Consider the following 14,457-nt stretch of genomic DNA (forward strand, 5'->3'; position numbering starts at 1 on the left):
AGAATGTGACATTCCGGAGGCACGGAACGGAAAAGTGGGGGTGAATGCTCCGATCGGGCGGTGCTCCGTCCGAGGCTGCCTCTTCTGAATTGACTCTGGCTCAACTATGTTCGTATCTCGTCGAGGAGTAGGACCGGGCCCGAGACCGTGGCCCCCTCGACGTGAAGGCGGGGAGTGTCTCCGGGGGGAGACAAATGATTACCGGGGGATACATATGAACATTTCCGATTTCCATGGTTCTGCGACCGCGCTCTCGGTCGAGAGCAACGGGCGCGGTCTGACGGGCGGCACCACGCACGGTGTAGGCCGGTCCACGCCGCTGCGCGTCGATGCCCAGCGCAACCTGGAACACGTCCTGCGGGCGGCTCGTGAGGTCTTCGGCGAGCTGGGCTACGGGGCTCCGATGGAGGACGTGGCTCGCCGCGCCCGGGTCGGTGTCGGCACCGTGTACCGACGCTTCCCGAGCAAGGACGTCCTGGTGCGGCGCATAGCCGAGGAGGAGACCGCCCGACTGACCGAGCAGGCCAAGGCCGCGCTGGGCCAGGAGGAGGAGCCGTGGCAGGCGCTGTCGCGTTTCCTGCGCACCTCCGTGGCCTCGGGCGCCGGGCGGCTGCTGCCGCCGCAGGTCCTGCGGGTCGGCTCGGCCGTCGAGGACGAGGCCGAGGAGGCGGAGGCCGCCCGGGTTCCGCACCAGCGGCAGGCCGTGCCGGCCGCCGGGGCTCCCGACCTTCGGGTGGTGGGGAAGCGCGGTTCCGTCGAGAACGAGCCCTCGGACGACGCGGGTGCGGGTGCGCTGCTGGAGGTCGTCGGCCGGCTGGTGCACCGGGCGCGGGAGGCCGGTGAACTGCGTGGCGATGTCACGGTGGCCGATGTGCTGCTGGTGATAGCGACGGCGGCGCCCGCGCTGCCGGACCCGGCGCAGCAGGCGGCGGCCTCGACGCGGCTGCTCGACATCCTGCTCGAAGGGCTGCGGTCCCGGACGGTGTGACCTCGGCGGGTGTCGGCGAGGGCCCGGTAGGGCGATTCGCCGGAATGTGCCCGGATGAGTGGATGGCGCGCAGAGGGGTTCGGCGCCCGTCCCCCGTGTGACACGCTTGCCCGGTGTACCGGTTGAGTGTGTCGTGCGGGAGTCTCCGCGATGAGCGTTGACGGTCGGGAAGAGCCACGCGGTGGCGGCGGCAGCGAGGTGGAGGCGGGTAGTTCGCCCGCCCGACAGGTGCCGGCCCAGCGCGACCCGGGCGGGCGGCACCTACGCCCCTCGGGCTCTTCCGGACCGGCAGGCACCGGGGGCGAGCTGCCGCTGTCCGACGGGGACTTGATCGCCCGGATGCGGGGCGGTGACGACGGTGCGTACGAGGAGCTGTTCCGTCGGCACGCCGATTCCGTGCGCCGCTACGCGCGGTCCTGCTGTCGGGACGCGCACACCGCCGACGACCTGACCGCCGAGGTGTTCGCGCGGACCCTGCAGGCGGTACGGGGCGGGGCAGGGCCGGACCAGTCGGTGCGGGCCTATCTGCTGACCACTGTGCGCAGGGTCGCCGCGGCCTGGGCGAAGACCGCCAAGCGGGAGCAACTCGTCGAGGACTTCGCCGTCTTCGCCGAGCAGGCCTCCACAGGTACGGAGGGCGGGGCCACCACACTGTCCGGGCTCTCGGGCTTCTCCGGCGGCGACACGCTCGAACTGGGCGCGGACGTACGGGCGATGCACGAGGCCGAGCGGTCGCTGGCCGTGCAGGCCTTCCGCAGCCTGCCCGAGCGGTGGCAGGCCGTGCTGTGGCACACCACCGTCGAGGAGGCGTCGCCGAGTGCGATCGCGCCGCTGTTCGGTCTGAGCGCCAACGCCACCGCCGTGCTGGCCAGTCGGGCCCGGGAGGGGCTCAAGCAGGCGTATCTGCAGGCCCATGTGAGTTCGGCGTTGAGCGAGGGCGGCGACTGCGCGCGGTACGCGGACCGGCTGGGCGCCTACGCGCGGGGCGGGCTGCGGATGCGGGCGGAGCGGGGGCTGCGCAAGCACCTGGAGGAGTGCGTGAAGTGCCGGCTGGCCGCCGGGGAGCTCCAGGATGTCAACGCGGGCATTCCGGCGCTGCTGCCGGTCGCGGTCATCGGGTGGTTCGCCGCCGGGTACGCGGGCAAGGCCGCCGGGGTGCTGGCCGGTGGAGCCGTCGCCGCGGGCGGGGCCGGGGCGGCCGCTGCCGTTGCCGGCGCCGGCGGGTCGACCGCGGGGGCCGGGACGGCCGGGGCCACGAGCGGCGCCGCCGGAGCCGGTGCCGGGGGTGGCGCTGCCGGGGGCGGAGCCGGGGGGGCCGTGGCCGCCGAAGGGCTCGGGCTGCCGGCCAAGGCGGCCATCGCCGCCGGGATCGCGGTGGCCGCGGCCGCCGGGGTGGTGTTCGCGCTGGCCGGGGACGACACCGAGCCGAGGCCCCGGGCGCATGCCGCGCCCAGTGCGGCGGCGCCCGCCGTGCCGTCGGTGCCGAAGGCTCCCGCGCCGTCCCCGGCGCCTGCCGAGCCGGATCCGCCCGCGCAGGAACCGCCGGCCGCGCGGAGCACCGTGGCTCCGCGGCCCGGACCGACGCCCTCGGTGGCGGCCTCGACCGCTCCCGCTCCGACGCCCTCCGCGTCACCGTCGCCCTCCGCCGGCCGGGAGAAGGCCTCGCCCACGCCGTCGCCGCAGCTGCCCTCACCGAAGCCGACACCGCCGCCGGCCCCGAAGCCGTCGCAGGGGTTCCAGCTGGCCGGACTCCCCCACTCGGTCCACGGGGACCACACCGGCCCGGAGGTGGCGACCTGGCGCAGCGGCTGGGTGTGGCAGCGCCGCGGGCTGGAGGTGGGCGGCCGGCGCTTCGCGCACGGCATCACCGTCAACTCGCGCTCCTCGGTGGAGATCACCCTCAACCGGCAGTGCACGACCTTCTCGGCGCAGGCGGGGGTGGACGGCCTGTCGCTGTTCACGGACGGCGCGGTGCGGTTCTCCGTGTACGCCGACGGGGAGCGGTTGTGGCAGTCCGCCGCCCTCGGGCACGAGGACCCGCCCGCGGCCGTGCAGGTCCCCCTCACGGGGCGCAAGACCCTGCGGCTGATGGTGGAGAGGGCCGGGCCGGGCAGCCTGCCGACGCTGGCGAGCTGGGCGGACGCCGTGCTCAGCTGCCGCTGAACACCTCGGTCAGCGTCGCCGCGAGGGCGCCCGGCGTGAGGGTGGCGCCGGCCTCCTCCTCGCGGCGGTGACCTTCCGGGCCGAGCAGGGCGCGGGTCCGCCGCAGGAGGCGGTCCACGACGCCGCTCTCCGGAACCGAGCGTGGATGGCCCGCACGCCAGGCGGTGGCCGCCGCGAGGGCCCGTACGGCCTCGGCCGGCCGGTCGGCGTCGGCCAGCAGCACGGCCGCCGCCTCGGCCATGCCGGCCAGGATGCGCTCGGCGCAGCGGGCGTCGACGGCGACGGTGAGCGCGGGCCCGATCCGGGTCAGCCCGGCCACCGGGCCCTGTTCGCGGCCGGCGAGGACGGCGTCGATGGTGGCCAGCCCGGCGGTGAGCTGCGCGGGAACGGTGAACCGGTCGGCCTCGGCGCGGGCCCGGTCGCACTCCTCGCGCGCCCGAACGGTGTCGCCGCGCTGCAGGGCGACGAGGGCGCGGAGGAGCCGGGCGAAGGTGTTGACGTCGTACACCCCGCCGTAGCGGTCGGATTCCTTCTCGGCCTCCGCCAGCAGTCGCTCGGCTTCGTCGAGGTCCCCCGCGCAGTAGGCGGCCTCGGCGATCCGGGCGATGGCGAAGGGCGCCTCGACGCTCGCCCCGACCTCACGGGCGAGGCGCAGGCACTCCTCGTACTCGACGCGGGCGTCGGCGTAGCGACCGCGTGAAAGGGCGACCTCCCCGGCGGCGCTCGCCACCTGGGCGCGGGTCCAGCGGTCGCCGACGCGCCGGGAGAGCGCGTGCAGCTCGACGAGGTCGGCGTCGACGTCGGCCAGGCCTCCGGTGACGTCGATGGCGACGTGGGCGCGGAGCATCAGGACGATGCCGAGTTCCCACTCACCCGCGTGGACCCGGCAGTTGGCGACGGACCGGTCGAGGTCGGTGTGGAAGTCGTGGGAGGTGCCGGTGAGGAAGGTCGTCGCGGGCCAGAGCATGCCGGGGAAGCGGGTGGTCTCCGGGGATCCGTGCCGGAAGGTCTCCTTGATGCGGGTGGCCAGGTCCCGGTAGTCGGAGGTGCGGAACTTCTCGGCGGAGTTGCTCTCGGCGAGCAGGAACATGTCGAGGACGAGCAGGCGCATGAAGCGCCAGTACGCGGGAGTCCCCTCCGGGGGGACCTCGGGGGTGAGGGCGAGGGTCCGGGTGGTCCACTCGGCGCCCTCGGCGCGGTAGTTGCGCAGCCACCAGAACCAGCCGAGGGCGAAGACGAGGCGCTGGCCGGCCTCGGCGTCGGCGGTCTCGACGACGGTGCTGTGCAGGGCGGCCCGGAGGTTGTCGAGCTCGGTCTCGACGCGCCGGATCCAGGGGAGCTGGGCGGCGGAGCGGATCAGGGGCTCGGCCTCCTCGGCGAAGGCGAGGTAGTGGGCGGCGTGGCGGCGGGCGGTGGCCCGGGCGTCGGCGGGGTGCGCGGCGGCGCGCTCGGCGGCGTACTCGTGGATGGTCTCGAGCATCCGGTAGCGCATGCCAGGGCCGCCCTGGTCGCCGTGGTCGCCGTGGCCCTGGTCCGGTTCGGCCAGGACGAGGGACTTGTCGACGAGGGAGCCGAGGACGTCGGCGGCGTCGTAGGAGGCGGGGTCGGACGGGTCGGCGCAGACGGCCTCGGCGGCGGCCAGGTCACAGCCGCCGGCGAACACGGACAGCCGGCGCAGGACGGTGCGTTCGGCCTCGTCGAGCAACTCCCAGGACCAGTCGACGACGGCGCGCAGGGTCTGCTGGCGGGGCAGGACGGTACGGGCCCCACCGGTCAGGAGCCGGAAGCGGTCGTCGAGACGGTCGGCGATCTGGCGCGGCGTGAGCAGCCGCAACCGGGCGGCGGCCAGCTCGATCGCGAGCGGCAGCCCGTCGAGGCGGGCGCAGATCTCGGCGACGGCGGCCGGGTCGTCGGTCGGGCTGAAGTCGGGGCGGGCCGAGGCCCCACGGTCGGCGAAGAGCTGGTGGGCGGGGTCGGGCGGCAGGGGCTCGACGGGGCGGACCGTCTCCCCCGGGACACCGAGGGGTTCGCGGCTGGTGGCCAGGATCCGTACGCCCGGGCAGTGCGTGAGGAGGCGTTCGGCGAGCTCGGCGGCGGCGCCGATGACGTGCTCGCAGTTGTCGAGGACGAGCAGCAGACGGCGGTGGGCGCAGTGTTCGACGAGGCGGGTGGTGGGGTCGGCGGCCGGGGTCGGGGCCTCGCGGGCGACGAGGGAGCTCTCCCGTAGGCCGAGGGCGCTCAGGACGGCGCCGGGAACGGCGGCGGGCTGGTCCAGCCGGGCGAGTTCGACGATCCAGCCGGCTTCGGGGTGGGCCGCGGCGGCGTGTTCGGCGAGGCGGGTCTTGCCGGAACCGCCGGGGCCGGTGAGGGTGATGAGCCGCAGGCGGCCCAGGTCGCCGCGGAGGGCCGCCAGTTCGGGTTCGCGGCCGACGAACGAGGTCAGACGGGGCCGCAGATTCCCGCGGGCGGTCTCGGGAGCGTCGGGGGTCCCGTCGGCGACGGCGGTGTCGGGGAACTCGGGTCGGGGCTGCGGTGGTGGCTGCGGGGGCAGGGGCTGCGGCCGGAGGAGTTCCGCGTGCAGGGCGGCGAGTTCGGGGCCCGGGTCGGTGCCGAGGCCGTCGGCGAGGGCGCGGCGGGTGTGCTCGTACGCGGCGAGGGCCTCGGCCGGGCGACCGGCGGCGCGCAGGGCACGCAGCTGCTGCGCGCGAAGCGACTCGTCGTACGGGGACTCCTGGACCAGCGTCTCCATCTCGGGCAGGAGTGCCGCCGGAGCGACGGCGCCACAGCGTAGGTCGGCCTCGATGCGCTGGCGGAGGGCGCCGGAGCGGCGTGCCTCGGCGACGGCCGCATGGGCGGCGCGGGCGGGCTCGGGCAGGTCGGCGAAGGCCGGTCCGCGCCAGAGGGCGAGGGCGGTGCGCAGGGTGCGGGAGGCGGCGGCCGGGTCGGTGGCCAGTTCCTGGCCGCCCTGGACCGCCAGCCGGTCGAAACGGTGCAGGTCGATGTCGTCGCGGGCGGCGGCCAGGAGGTAGCCGCCGGTGGGAACGGAGAGGACGGCGTCCCGACCGCCGAGGGCGCGGCGCAGCCGGGCGACGAGGGCCTGGAGGGCGGCGGGGGCGTCGTGGGGCGGGTCGTCGCCCCATACGTCGTCGACGAGTTCGGCGACGGAGGCCGGGCGGCCGGCCCGGAGGGCGAGGGCGGCGAGGAGCGCGCGCAAGCGGGCGCCGCCCATGGGGAGAGGGGCGCCGGTCTCGTCGCGCGCCTCCGTGACGCCGAGGATGAGATACCGCACCGGGCAATTCTGCACGGCTTGTCGGGGTGGCGGGGCGGCGTGGCGCCCGGCCGCACCTCAGGAGATCGAGGTGTCCCCGTTGACTTCCAGGAGCGTGCGCAGGGCCTGGGCCATCGTGGCGCAGGTGGTGGGGTCCAGCGGGGCGAGCAGCTCCGCGTAGCCGCGCAGATGCTCGGTGATCATCAACTGCGTCAGCGCGAGGCTCTGTTCGGTCAGCCGGATCCGCACGGTGCGGCGGTCCCGACCGTCCCGCACCCGCTCGACCAGGCCTTTGGCCTCCATGCGGTCGATGCGGTTGGTGATCGCGCCGGAGGTGACCATGGCGGCCGGGATGAGGGCGCCGGCGGTCAGCGCGTACGGGGGGCCGGAGCGGCAGAGGGTGAAGAGGATGTCGAGCTCGCCCACCTCCAGGTCGTGCTCGGCCGCGAAGGCCTTCTGCTGCTTGTCGATGACGCGGGTCATCCGCTGGATGCGGGCCACCACCTCCACCGGCCACAGGCCTGCCGCCAGATCGGGGCGCTCCGCCGTCCACTGGCCGACGATCGCGTCCACTGCGTCGCTCATGCGCTGTCCTCCATCGCTCGCGTCCCTCGATCCCTGACACCGACAAGATATCTCAACGTTGAGACACTTGACGTTGAGAGGAGTGGATGATTTTATCTCAACGTTGAGATTCTCATCCTTGAGATGAATGGAACGGGGCACCCCGCATGACCACGACCACCGGCACGGCCACGACCACCGCCACACCCACGGCCATCGCCACGACGGCCACGACGGCCACCACGACAGCGCGCGCCACGTCCCGCCCCCGGCTCGGCCCCGTTCCCGTCTTATGGCTGGCGCTGCTGGCCACCCCCCTGGCCGCCGGGGCCAACGCCCCCGTCCTGATCCTTCCGGACATGGCCCGTGCCCTCGGGGTGAGCGGCTCGACCGCCACCTGGCTCGTCGCCTCCTACGCCTGGGCCATGGCCGTCGGCACGCCGCTGCTGGCCGGACTGCTGCGCCGCCGAGGCCTGCGGGCCGTGCTCCGCGTGGCCTCCGCCCTCCTCGTCGGCGGCACCCTCCTCGTCGCCGCCTCCCCCTGGTTGCCGCTCACCCTCACCGGGCGGGCCGCGCAGGCCGCCGGCGGCGCGGGCCTCACGGCGGTCGCCATGAGCCTGGCCGGCTCGGCCCGCCGGATGGGCGTGATCAGCGCCAGCTTCGGCATCCTCGGCGCGTCCGGCCCGCTCCTCGGCGCACAGCTCGCCCACGCCGTCTCGTGGCGCCTCTCGCTCTGCGTCTCCGTGATCGCGGTCCTGGCGGTCCCCATGGTGAGCCGATACGCGACGACCCCGGCGGCCCCGACGGCCCCGGCGGCCCCGGCGGCCCCGGAGACCCCGGAGACCACACATCAAGGCAGGTTCGACGTCCGCGGCGCGGCGCTGCTGACGGCGTTCGTCACCACCCTGGTCCTGCTGCCCCACACGCCGGCCGCCGCCCTCGGCTCCTCGGCCGTCGCCGCCACGCTGCTCGCGCTCCACATCCGCCGGCAGCCCGACGGATTCGTCCCGGCCGCGCTGATCCGCAAGCCGCTCTTCCTCGGCTCCGCGCTGCTCGCGCTCGCGCTCTCGGGCTCGTACTTCACCCTGCTGTTCTCCGTGCCCCGGCTGCTCGCCGACCGGGCCGGCTGGGACGCCGGCACCGCGGGCACCGGTCAGCTCGTGGCACTGCTCACCGGATCCGCGCTCTCCTGGCTGCTGGCCGCGGCATCCGCCCGCATGAGTCGGGTGGCCGTCCGTTCGGTGCTCGTCGGCGTCGGCGCGGCGGCCGGGGCGATCGCGGTGTTCGCGAGCTGGGGCCCGTTGCTGCTGGTGGCCACCGTGGGCGGGACCTTCGCGGCGACCGGCGCCAACGCGGTGCTGTCGATGCACGCCGTGTCGAGCGCCCCCGATCCCCAGCGCCCCACGGCCATCGGCCTGTTCGCCCTCTGCTACCAGCTGGGCGGGGCCTTCGGCCCGGCGATCGCGACCGCTCTGGTGCTCGCCGCCTGACCCGAACCCGGAACCTGAGCAGGAGCAGCAGCCGGCGGGGCGACCGTCAGGACAGCGCCGGGCGGTGCACGGGGACTCCCTCGGGCACCGCCCGGCGCCGCGCCGCGGAGGTACCCGTCCAGCAGGTGCCGCGCCGGGCCAGCAGCCGGCCGAGCCACAGCTCCATCGAGACCAGTTCCGCCAGCCCGTCCAGCGGGACCGGATGCCCGTCCGCCGCGTCGAGCAGGGCCTGGCGCACGACCCGGGCCTCGATCAGCCCGGCGTCCGCGAGCAACGGCGACTCGAACAGGTCCAACAGACCGTTCAGGGCGGCGCGCAGCCCCAGCCGGGTCGCCGTCTCGTTCGGCTCGCGGTCGGTGACACCCCAGCCCGGCGGGAACTCGCGCACCCCCGCTGAGGACAGGACGCTGCGCAGGATCGCGGCCCGCGCGCCGGGCTGGACCCGCAGGGACTCGGGCAGGGCGCGGGCGGCCCGTACGACCTGGTTGTCCAGGAAGGGTGCGTGCAACCGCTGGCTGCGGACCTCCACGGCCTGCTCGAAGACCCGGTGGTCGGCGGCGTGGCGGGCGAGCAGCGAGCGGGCGCGGGCCTCCCCCGGCCGCAGCGACAGCGGCGGCCGGCCGGCCGCGACCGTCAGACGGATCGATACTTCCGCCAGCGCCTCCCCCGTGAGCCAGCCGGCCGCCGGTCCCGGGCGGGACCAGGTCAGGGCGGCGAGGGAAGCGTCCACCGGACCGGAGGATCTCTCGGTGACCCCGCCCTCGCGGAGCCGGGCCGCGGCGGCCTCCATGCCCGCGCGGTACGACGTACGGGCAAGTCTTCGGGCCGCCGAGTACACGGTGAGCGGCACCAGCAGGGACTCCCCGGAGGCTCCGGAGGCGGAGGCCGAACGGGCCAGCGCCGCCACCGGGCGCAGCAGGTGCCGTCGCCGGCGGTCCATCAGGAGGTCGGCCATGCGGGCCGGGTGGGCGTCGAGGACCTGGCGGGCGCCGTGGCCGGTGAAGTGGTCGGCCGAGCCGGCCGCCAGTCGGCGCCGCTCGCGGGCGGCGAAGACCAGCGAGGGGCCGGGTTCGTCGGTCAGCGGGCCGTCGAGTTCGGCGTACGGGAGGGCCTCCGCGGCGGCGGCGACCACGACGTGGTGCAGGCGCGGGTCCGCCGCGATGACCCTGGCCCGTTCCAGCTCGGCCTCGCGCCCCTGCGGGGTCGCCAGGTCGTTGAAGGTGACGGCCAACAGCCGCGCCCCGGCGGGACTGAGCAGGGTGCCCGGCGCCCCCGGCAGCCCGGCCGCCAACAGCGCCAGGGTGGCGGAGGCGCTGCCGCCGGAGAGGTCGGCGCCCACCCCGGGGGCCGGTGCGCCCCGGGCGGCACGCCGATCGGCGGGGCCCATTCCGGGCACGGGGCCGGGATCGTACGGCGGCAGGGTGTCGGGAGCATGCCGCGGAGCCGTGAGCCGGGCGCGCACGGCATCCACCAACGCTTCCCGTACGCCCTCCACCGCGCGCTCGGCGTCGGCCTCGGGGGCGGCCACGGCGAGCGAGGCGACCTGCTCGTAGCCGGTGATCTCGCGGGAGCCCTCGCGCAGGATCAGCGCGTGCCCGGGCGGGATGCGCCGGACCCCGGCGTACGGTGTGCCGTCGCCCAGCGCCTCGGGACTGTCCGGGCAGGCCAGCAGGGCGGCGAGATGGCCGATGTCGAGCTGCGCCTCGATGAGGTCGGCGAGCGGGAGGGCGGCGGTGGCGTACGCCGTGCCGCTCGCCCAGGGCGTGTAGAAGACGGGCCGGGCACCCGCGAGGTCGCCGACGACGGTGATGCGGCGGCCGGCCTGGACGACGGCGGTGTAGCTGCCGGACCACTGGGTGAGGTGGCGCAGCGCGCCGCCGCGGGCGGCGTAGAGGGCGCGGCGCAGTTCGGCGTCGGTCGCGCCGCAGCAGCCGAGGACCGCGAGCCGGGTGAAGGGGTCGGCGGGATCGGCGGTGACCGTGCGGATCTCGTCGGGGCGCCAGTCGCCGACGGCCCAGAGGGGGTCGGGGTCTCCCCAGAGCAGTTGTGCGCCGACGGGGTGGACGGTGCGTTCCGCGTCCGCGCCCGGGTCGTCCGCATGGGCGGCGTCCGCGAGGCCGCCGCGCAGGGGCGCACCGCCGTCGCCGTATCCGCCCTGGCCGTATCCGCCCTGGCCGGAGGCTTGACCGGAGGCCTGGCCGGAGACCCTTCCGGCCGTGCCGAAGCTCGCGGCGATACTGCTCCAACCCACCAACCAGCGCACCGCCGCCTCCCCAACCCGTGGGCACATGACCGGGGCACAGGCAGCACGGACAGCGCTGAGGGCGCGGCCGCGGGACCCCGGGTGGCTCGGGGTCCATGCTGCCACGGGACAGGCGTGCGAGAGTGGTTAAAGGGGGCGCACACGCAAACGAACACGCCCCGGCAACTCGGTATTTGGCGTTCCGTTCCCACCGCCCCATAGGTCGCTTTCAGCCATTCTTCGGCCGCCGGAAGAGCCGTCACGGGCCTCCGGCACCCGACGCGGGGGCGCGGTCCGGGGGGCGCAACCCGCCCCCCGGACCGTTCCGCCACCCGCGGGGATTGAGGCAGCGGCATCCCCCGACCCGCCCGGTCAGGCGGCGGGCCGACCCACGCACCGCACATCGAATCGCCGGGTCCGGGGACCGGCCAGAGCGCACGGGCGGGCGCACGGCCACACGGGCGGAGCACGCGCTGACACGTGCGCCCCGGCACCGGGTCCGGGGCGGACTGTGCAAACGGACAACAATCCCGCCATACGGAAGTAAGGGCCTTAACGCTTGGGAGGCGGGGAACTACGCTGGGTTTACGAAATGCCGGGCGCCTATGCCCCGGCGGCGTCTGCGTTCCGCGTGTGACGAGGGGTGGCGCATGTCCAGGGAGCTCCGCGAGCCCAATGAGAAGCTCGGCGCCGTCCTCGCCCTCGCGGGCATCAGCAACGCCGGGCTGGCCCGGCGGGTCAACGACCTCGGCGCACAGCGCGGCCTGACGCTTCGGTACGACAAGACGTCGGTGGCCCGGTGGGTGTCGAAGGGGATGGTGCCGCAGGGCGCCGCCCCGCATCTGATCGCCGCCGCGATCGGCGCGAAGCTGGGCCGGCCGGTGCCGTTGCACGAGATCGGACTGGCGGACGCGGACCCCGCGCCCGAGGTCGGGTTGGCCTTCCCGCGCGACGTGGGCGCGGCGGTGCGCTCGGCCACCGACCTCTACCGGCTCGACCTCGCCGGGCGGCGCGGCGGTGGCGGGATCTGGCAGTCGCTCGCGGGCTCGTTCTCCGTGGCGGCGTACGCGACGCCCGCCTCACGCTGGCTGATATCTCCCGCCGACAGCTCGGTGGCCCGGGAGCCCGCGGGCAGCCGGGCCCCACACCTCACGCCCGGCGCGACGGCGGCCGACGCCTCGACGGCGGGTGTCTCGGCGACCGACACCCCTACGCCCGGTGTCCCGACGCCCGGTGCCCCGACGCCCGGTGCCCCGACGGCCGACGACGCGGCGACCGACGGCCCGACCGCCGGCGGCTCCACGACGCTCGACCCCGCGGCGCGGCATTCCATGGTCCGGAGCCCCGTATCAGCGCCCCCCTCGGCTCACGACGTACCGGCGCGCGAGGCGACGGCACCAGGTCCCCGGTCCTCCCCGGACGGCCGCACGACCGGCCCGATGACAGGTCTGGCAGGCTCTATGACGGGACCGGCGACAGGCCCGCCGTCCACCGTTGTGCCCGCCCAGCCCGGACCCGAAACGCCGCGCGACCACGGCCAGCGCGTGGGCCACAGCGATGTGTCCAAGCTGCGCGAGGCCGCCGAGGACGCGCGCCGCTGGGACTCCAAGTACGGCGGCGGGGACTGGCGTTCGTCGATGGTGCCCGAGTGCCTGCGGGTGGACGCGGCGCCGCTGCTGCTCGGCTCCTACACGGACGAGGTGGGCCGCGCGCTGTTCGGCGCGACCGCCGAACTGACCCGACTGGCCGGGTGGATGGCCTTCGACACCGGCCAGCAGGAAGCCGCCCAGCGCTACTACATCCAGGCGCTCCGGCTCGCCCGCGCGGCCGCGGACGTACCGCTCGGCGGCTACGTGCTGGCCTCGATGTCCCTGCAGGCGACCTACCGGGACTTCCCCGACGAGGGGGTGGACCTCGCGCAGGCGGCCGTCGAGCGCAACCGGGGTCTGGCCACCGCCCGCACCATGAGCTTCTTCCGACTGGTCGAGGCACGGGCGCACGCGAAGGCGGGCGATTCGACGGCCGCCGGAGCGGCGCTGCGCGCGGCGGAGGGCTGGCTGGAGCGGTCCCGGGCGGGCGATCCGGATCCGACCTGGCTGGGCTTCTACTCGTACGACCGTTTCGCGGCCGATGCCGCGGAGTGCTACCGGGACCTGAAACTGCCCCGGCAGGTACGGCGGTTCACCGAGCAGGCCCTGTCGCGGCCCACCGAGGAGTACGTGCGCTCGCACGGCCTGCGGCTGGTGGTGAGCGCGGTCGCCGAGCTGGAGTCGGGCAATCTCGACGCGGCGTGCGCGGCGGGCACCCGAGCGGTGGAAGTGGCGGGCAGGATCTCCTCCGCGCGGACGACCGAATACGTACGGGACCTGCTGCACCGCCTGGAACCGTACGGGGACGAGCCGCGGGTGGCAGAGCTGCGGGAGCGGGCCCGGCCGCTGTTGGTGGCGCCGGCGTAGGACCTGTCTTCCGGGGGCCGCGTGGCCGGGTTGTCGGTGCCGGGGTGCAGTATGCAGGGGTGGGAGGTGTCAGCGTGGGTGGCGGCGTGGACTGCGATGTGCTGGTGATCGGCGGCGGAATCGTCGGCCTGTCGACGGCGCATGCCGTGGCGCGCCTGGCTCCGGGGACCAGGGTCGTGGTCCTGGAGAAGGAGTCGGGTCCGGCCCGGCACCAGACGGGCCGCAACAGCGGGGTGATCCACAGCGGGATCTACTACCGCCCGGGTTCCCTGAAGGCGCGCTTCGCGGTGAGCGGGGCGGCCGAGATGGTCAAGTTCTGCGCGGAGCACGGCATCGCGCACGAGGTGACGGGCAAGCTGATCGTCGCCACGGAGCGGGAGGAGCTGCCGCGGCTGCACGCCCTGGTCCAGCGCGGCCGGGAGAACGGCATTCCGGTGCGCGAGCTCGGCCCGGCGCAGATCACGGAGTACGAGCCGGAGGTGCGCGGGCTCGCCGCGATCCATGTCGGCAGCACCGGGATCGTCGACTACGGCCAGGTGAGCGCCCAGCTCGCGGAGTCCTCGGGCGCGGAGATCGTCTACGGCGGCGCCGTGGACCTGATCTCCCGGCGCCCGTCGGCCGTGGCGGTGCGCACCACCTCCGGCCTGGTGGTCCGGGCGCGGGTGCTGGTGAACTGCGCGGGCCTCCAGTGCGACCGGATCGCCCGGCTCGCCGGAGACGACCCGGGCATGCGGATCATCCCCTTCCGTGGCGAGTACTACGACCTGGCGCGGCCGGACCTGGTCCGGGGCCTGGTCTATCCGGTGCCCGACCCGGCGTTCCCCTTCCTCGGGGTGCACCTGACCCGGGGCATCGGCGGCGGCGTCCACGTCGGACCCAATGCCGTGCCCGCGCTGGCCCGTGAGGGGTACGGCTGGTCGACGGTGCGGCCCCGGGACATCGCGGACGAGCTGGCCTGGCCGGGATCCTGGCGGATGGCGGCACGGCACTGGCGGTACGGGACGGGCGAGATCCACCGCTCGCTGTCGAAGCAGGCCTTCACCCGGGCGGTACGGCGCCTGCTGCCGGCCGTCACCGCCGCCGATCTGCACCCGGCCGCGGCGGGGGTCCGCGCCCAGGCCGTGCTGCGCGACGGCACCCTGGTGGACGACTTCCTGATCCGGGACGCCCCACGCACGGTCCACGTCCTCAACGCCCCCTCGCCCGCGGCGACCGCTTCGCTCCCGATCGGCCGGGAGATCGCCACCCGCGCCCTGCGGACCCTCGGCTCGGCCTGAGCGGCGCTT

The 14,457-nt window shown here is 75.3% G+C and carries 8 protein-coding genes; 5 read left to right on the plus strand and 3 right to left on the minus strand.

What is annotated here, in order from left to right; all coding sequences use genetic code 11:
• The first annotated feature begins 214 nt into the window (after positions 1-214).
• Positions 215-988 (plus strand): TetR/AcrR family transcriptional regulator, encoded by a 774-nt coding sequence (locus tag OG624_RS19540; RefSeq protein WP_033227102.1) that lies wholly within the window; start codon positions 215-217, stop codon positions 986-988.
• A 150-nt stretch (positions 989-1,138) separates the two neighbouring features.
• Positions 1,139-3,151, plus strand: coding sequence for a sigma-70 family RNA polymerase sigma factor (locus OG624_RS19545; protein WP_371639641.1), 2,013 nt, complete (start codon positions 1,139-1,141; stop codon positions 3,149-3,151).
• Here OG624_RS19545 and OG624_RS19550 read toward each other — a convergent pair.
• Both OG624_RS19550 and OG624_RS19555 read right to left on the minus strand, forming a co-directional pair.
• A complete protein-coding gene (locus OG624_RS19550) occupies positions 3,138-6,440 on the minus strand; it encodes an ATP-binding protein (RefSeq protein WP_371639642.1) in 3,303 nt (1,100 codons plus the stop codon). The two genes, OG624_RS19545 and OG624_RS19550, sit on opposite strands and share 14 nt — an antisense overlap.
• Before the next feature lie 57 nt (positions 6,441-6,497).
• Positions 6,498-7,004, minus strand: a complete 507-nt coding sequence (locus OG624_RS19555) for a MarR family winged helix-turn-helix transcriptional regulator (RefSeq protein ID WP_033223439.1) — start codon at positions 7,002-7,004, stop codon at positions 6,498-6,500.
• Between the two features lie 146 nt (positions 7,005-7,150).
• Between OG624_RS19555 and OG624_RS19560 the strand changes: the two genes are divergently transcribed.
• Complete coding sequence (locus OG624_RS19560; RefSeq protein ID WP_371639643.1) at positions 7,151-8,473, plus strand: MFS transporter; 1,323 nt, start codon at positions 7,151-7,153, stop codon at positions 8,471-8,473.
• 46 nt (positions 8,474-8,519) lie between these two features.
• Here OG624_RS19560 and OG624_RS19565 read toward each other — a convergent pair whose 3' ends face one another.
• A complete protein-coding gene (locus tag OG624_RS19565; protein ID WP_371639644.1) occupies positions 8,520-10,736 on the minus strand; it encodes an asparagine synthase-related protein in 2,217 nt (738 codons plus the stop codon).
• 629 nt (positions 10,737-11,365) lie between these two features.
• On the opposite strand from OG624_RS19565, the gene OG624_RS19570 reads away from it, so the two are divergent.
• Complete coding sequence (locus OG624_RS19570) at positions 11,366-13,171, plus strand: sporulation protein (protein WP_371639645.1); 1,806 nt, start codon at positions 11,366-11,368, stop codon at positions 13,169-13,171.
• Positions 13,172-13,215: 44 nt separating this feature from the next.
• A complete protein-coding gene (gene lhgO / locus OG624_RS19575) occupies positions 13,216-14,448 on the plus strand; it encodes an L-2-hydroxyglutarate oxidase (RefSeq protein WP_051763503.1) in 1,233 nt (410 codons plus the stop codon).
• Positions 14,449-14,457 lie beyond the last annotated feature (9 nt).

The sequence above is a fragment of the Streptomyces virginiae genome (genome assembly GCF_041432505.1).
GTDB classification, from domain to species: domain Bacteria; phylum Actinomycetota; class Actinomycetes; order Streptomycetales; family Streptomycetaceae; genus Streptomyces; species Streptomyces virginiae_A.

Coding starts and splice junctions, on each gene's coding strand:
- OG624_RS19555 (WP_033223439.1), bottom strand. CDS start 7,004: ATGAGCGACGCAGTGGACGCGATCGTCGGCCAGTGGACGGCGGAGCGC.
- OG624_RS19540 (WP_033227102.1), top strand. CDS start 215: ATGAACATTTCCGATTTCCATGGTTCTGCGACCGCGCTCTCGGTCGAG.
- OG624_RS19570 (WP_371639645.1), top strand. CDS start 11,366: ATGTCCAGGGAGCTCCGCGAGCCCAATGAGAAGCTCGGCGCCGTCCTC.
- OG624_RS19560 (WP_371639643.1), top strand. CDS start 7,151: ATGACCACGACCACCGGCACGGCCACGACCACCGCCACACCCACGGCC.
- OG624_RS19545 (WP_371639641.1), top strand. CDS start 1,139: ATGAGCGTTGACGGTCGGGAAGAGCCACGCGGTGGCGGCGGCAGCGAG.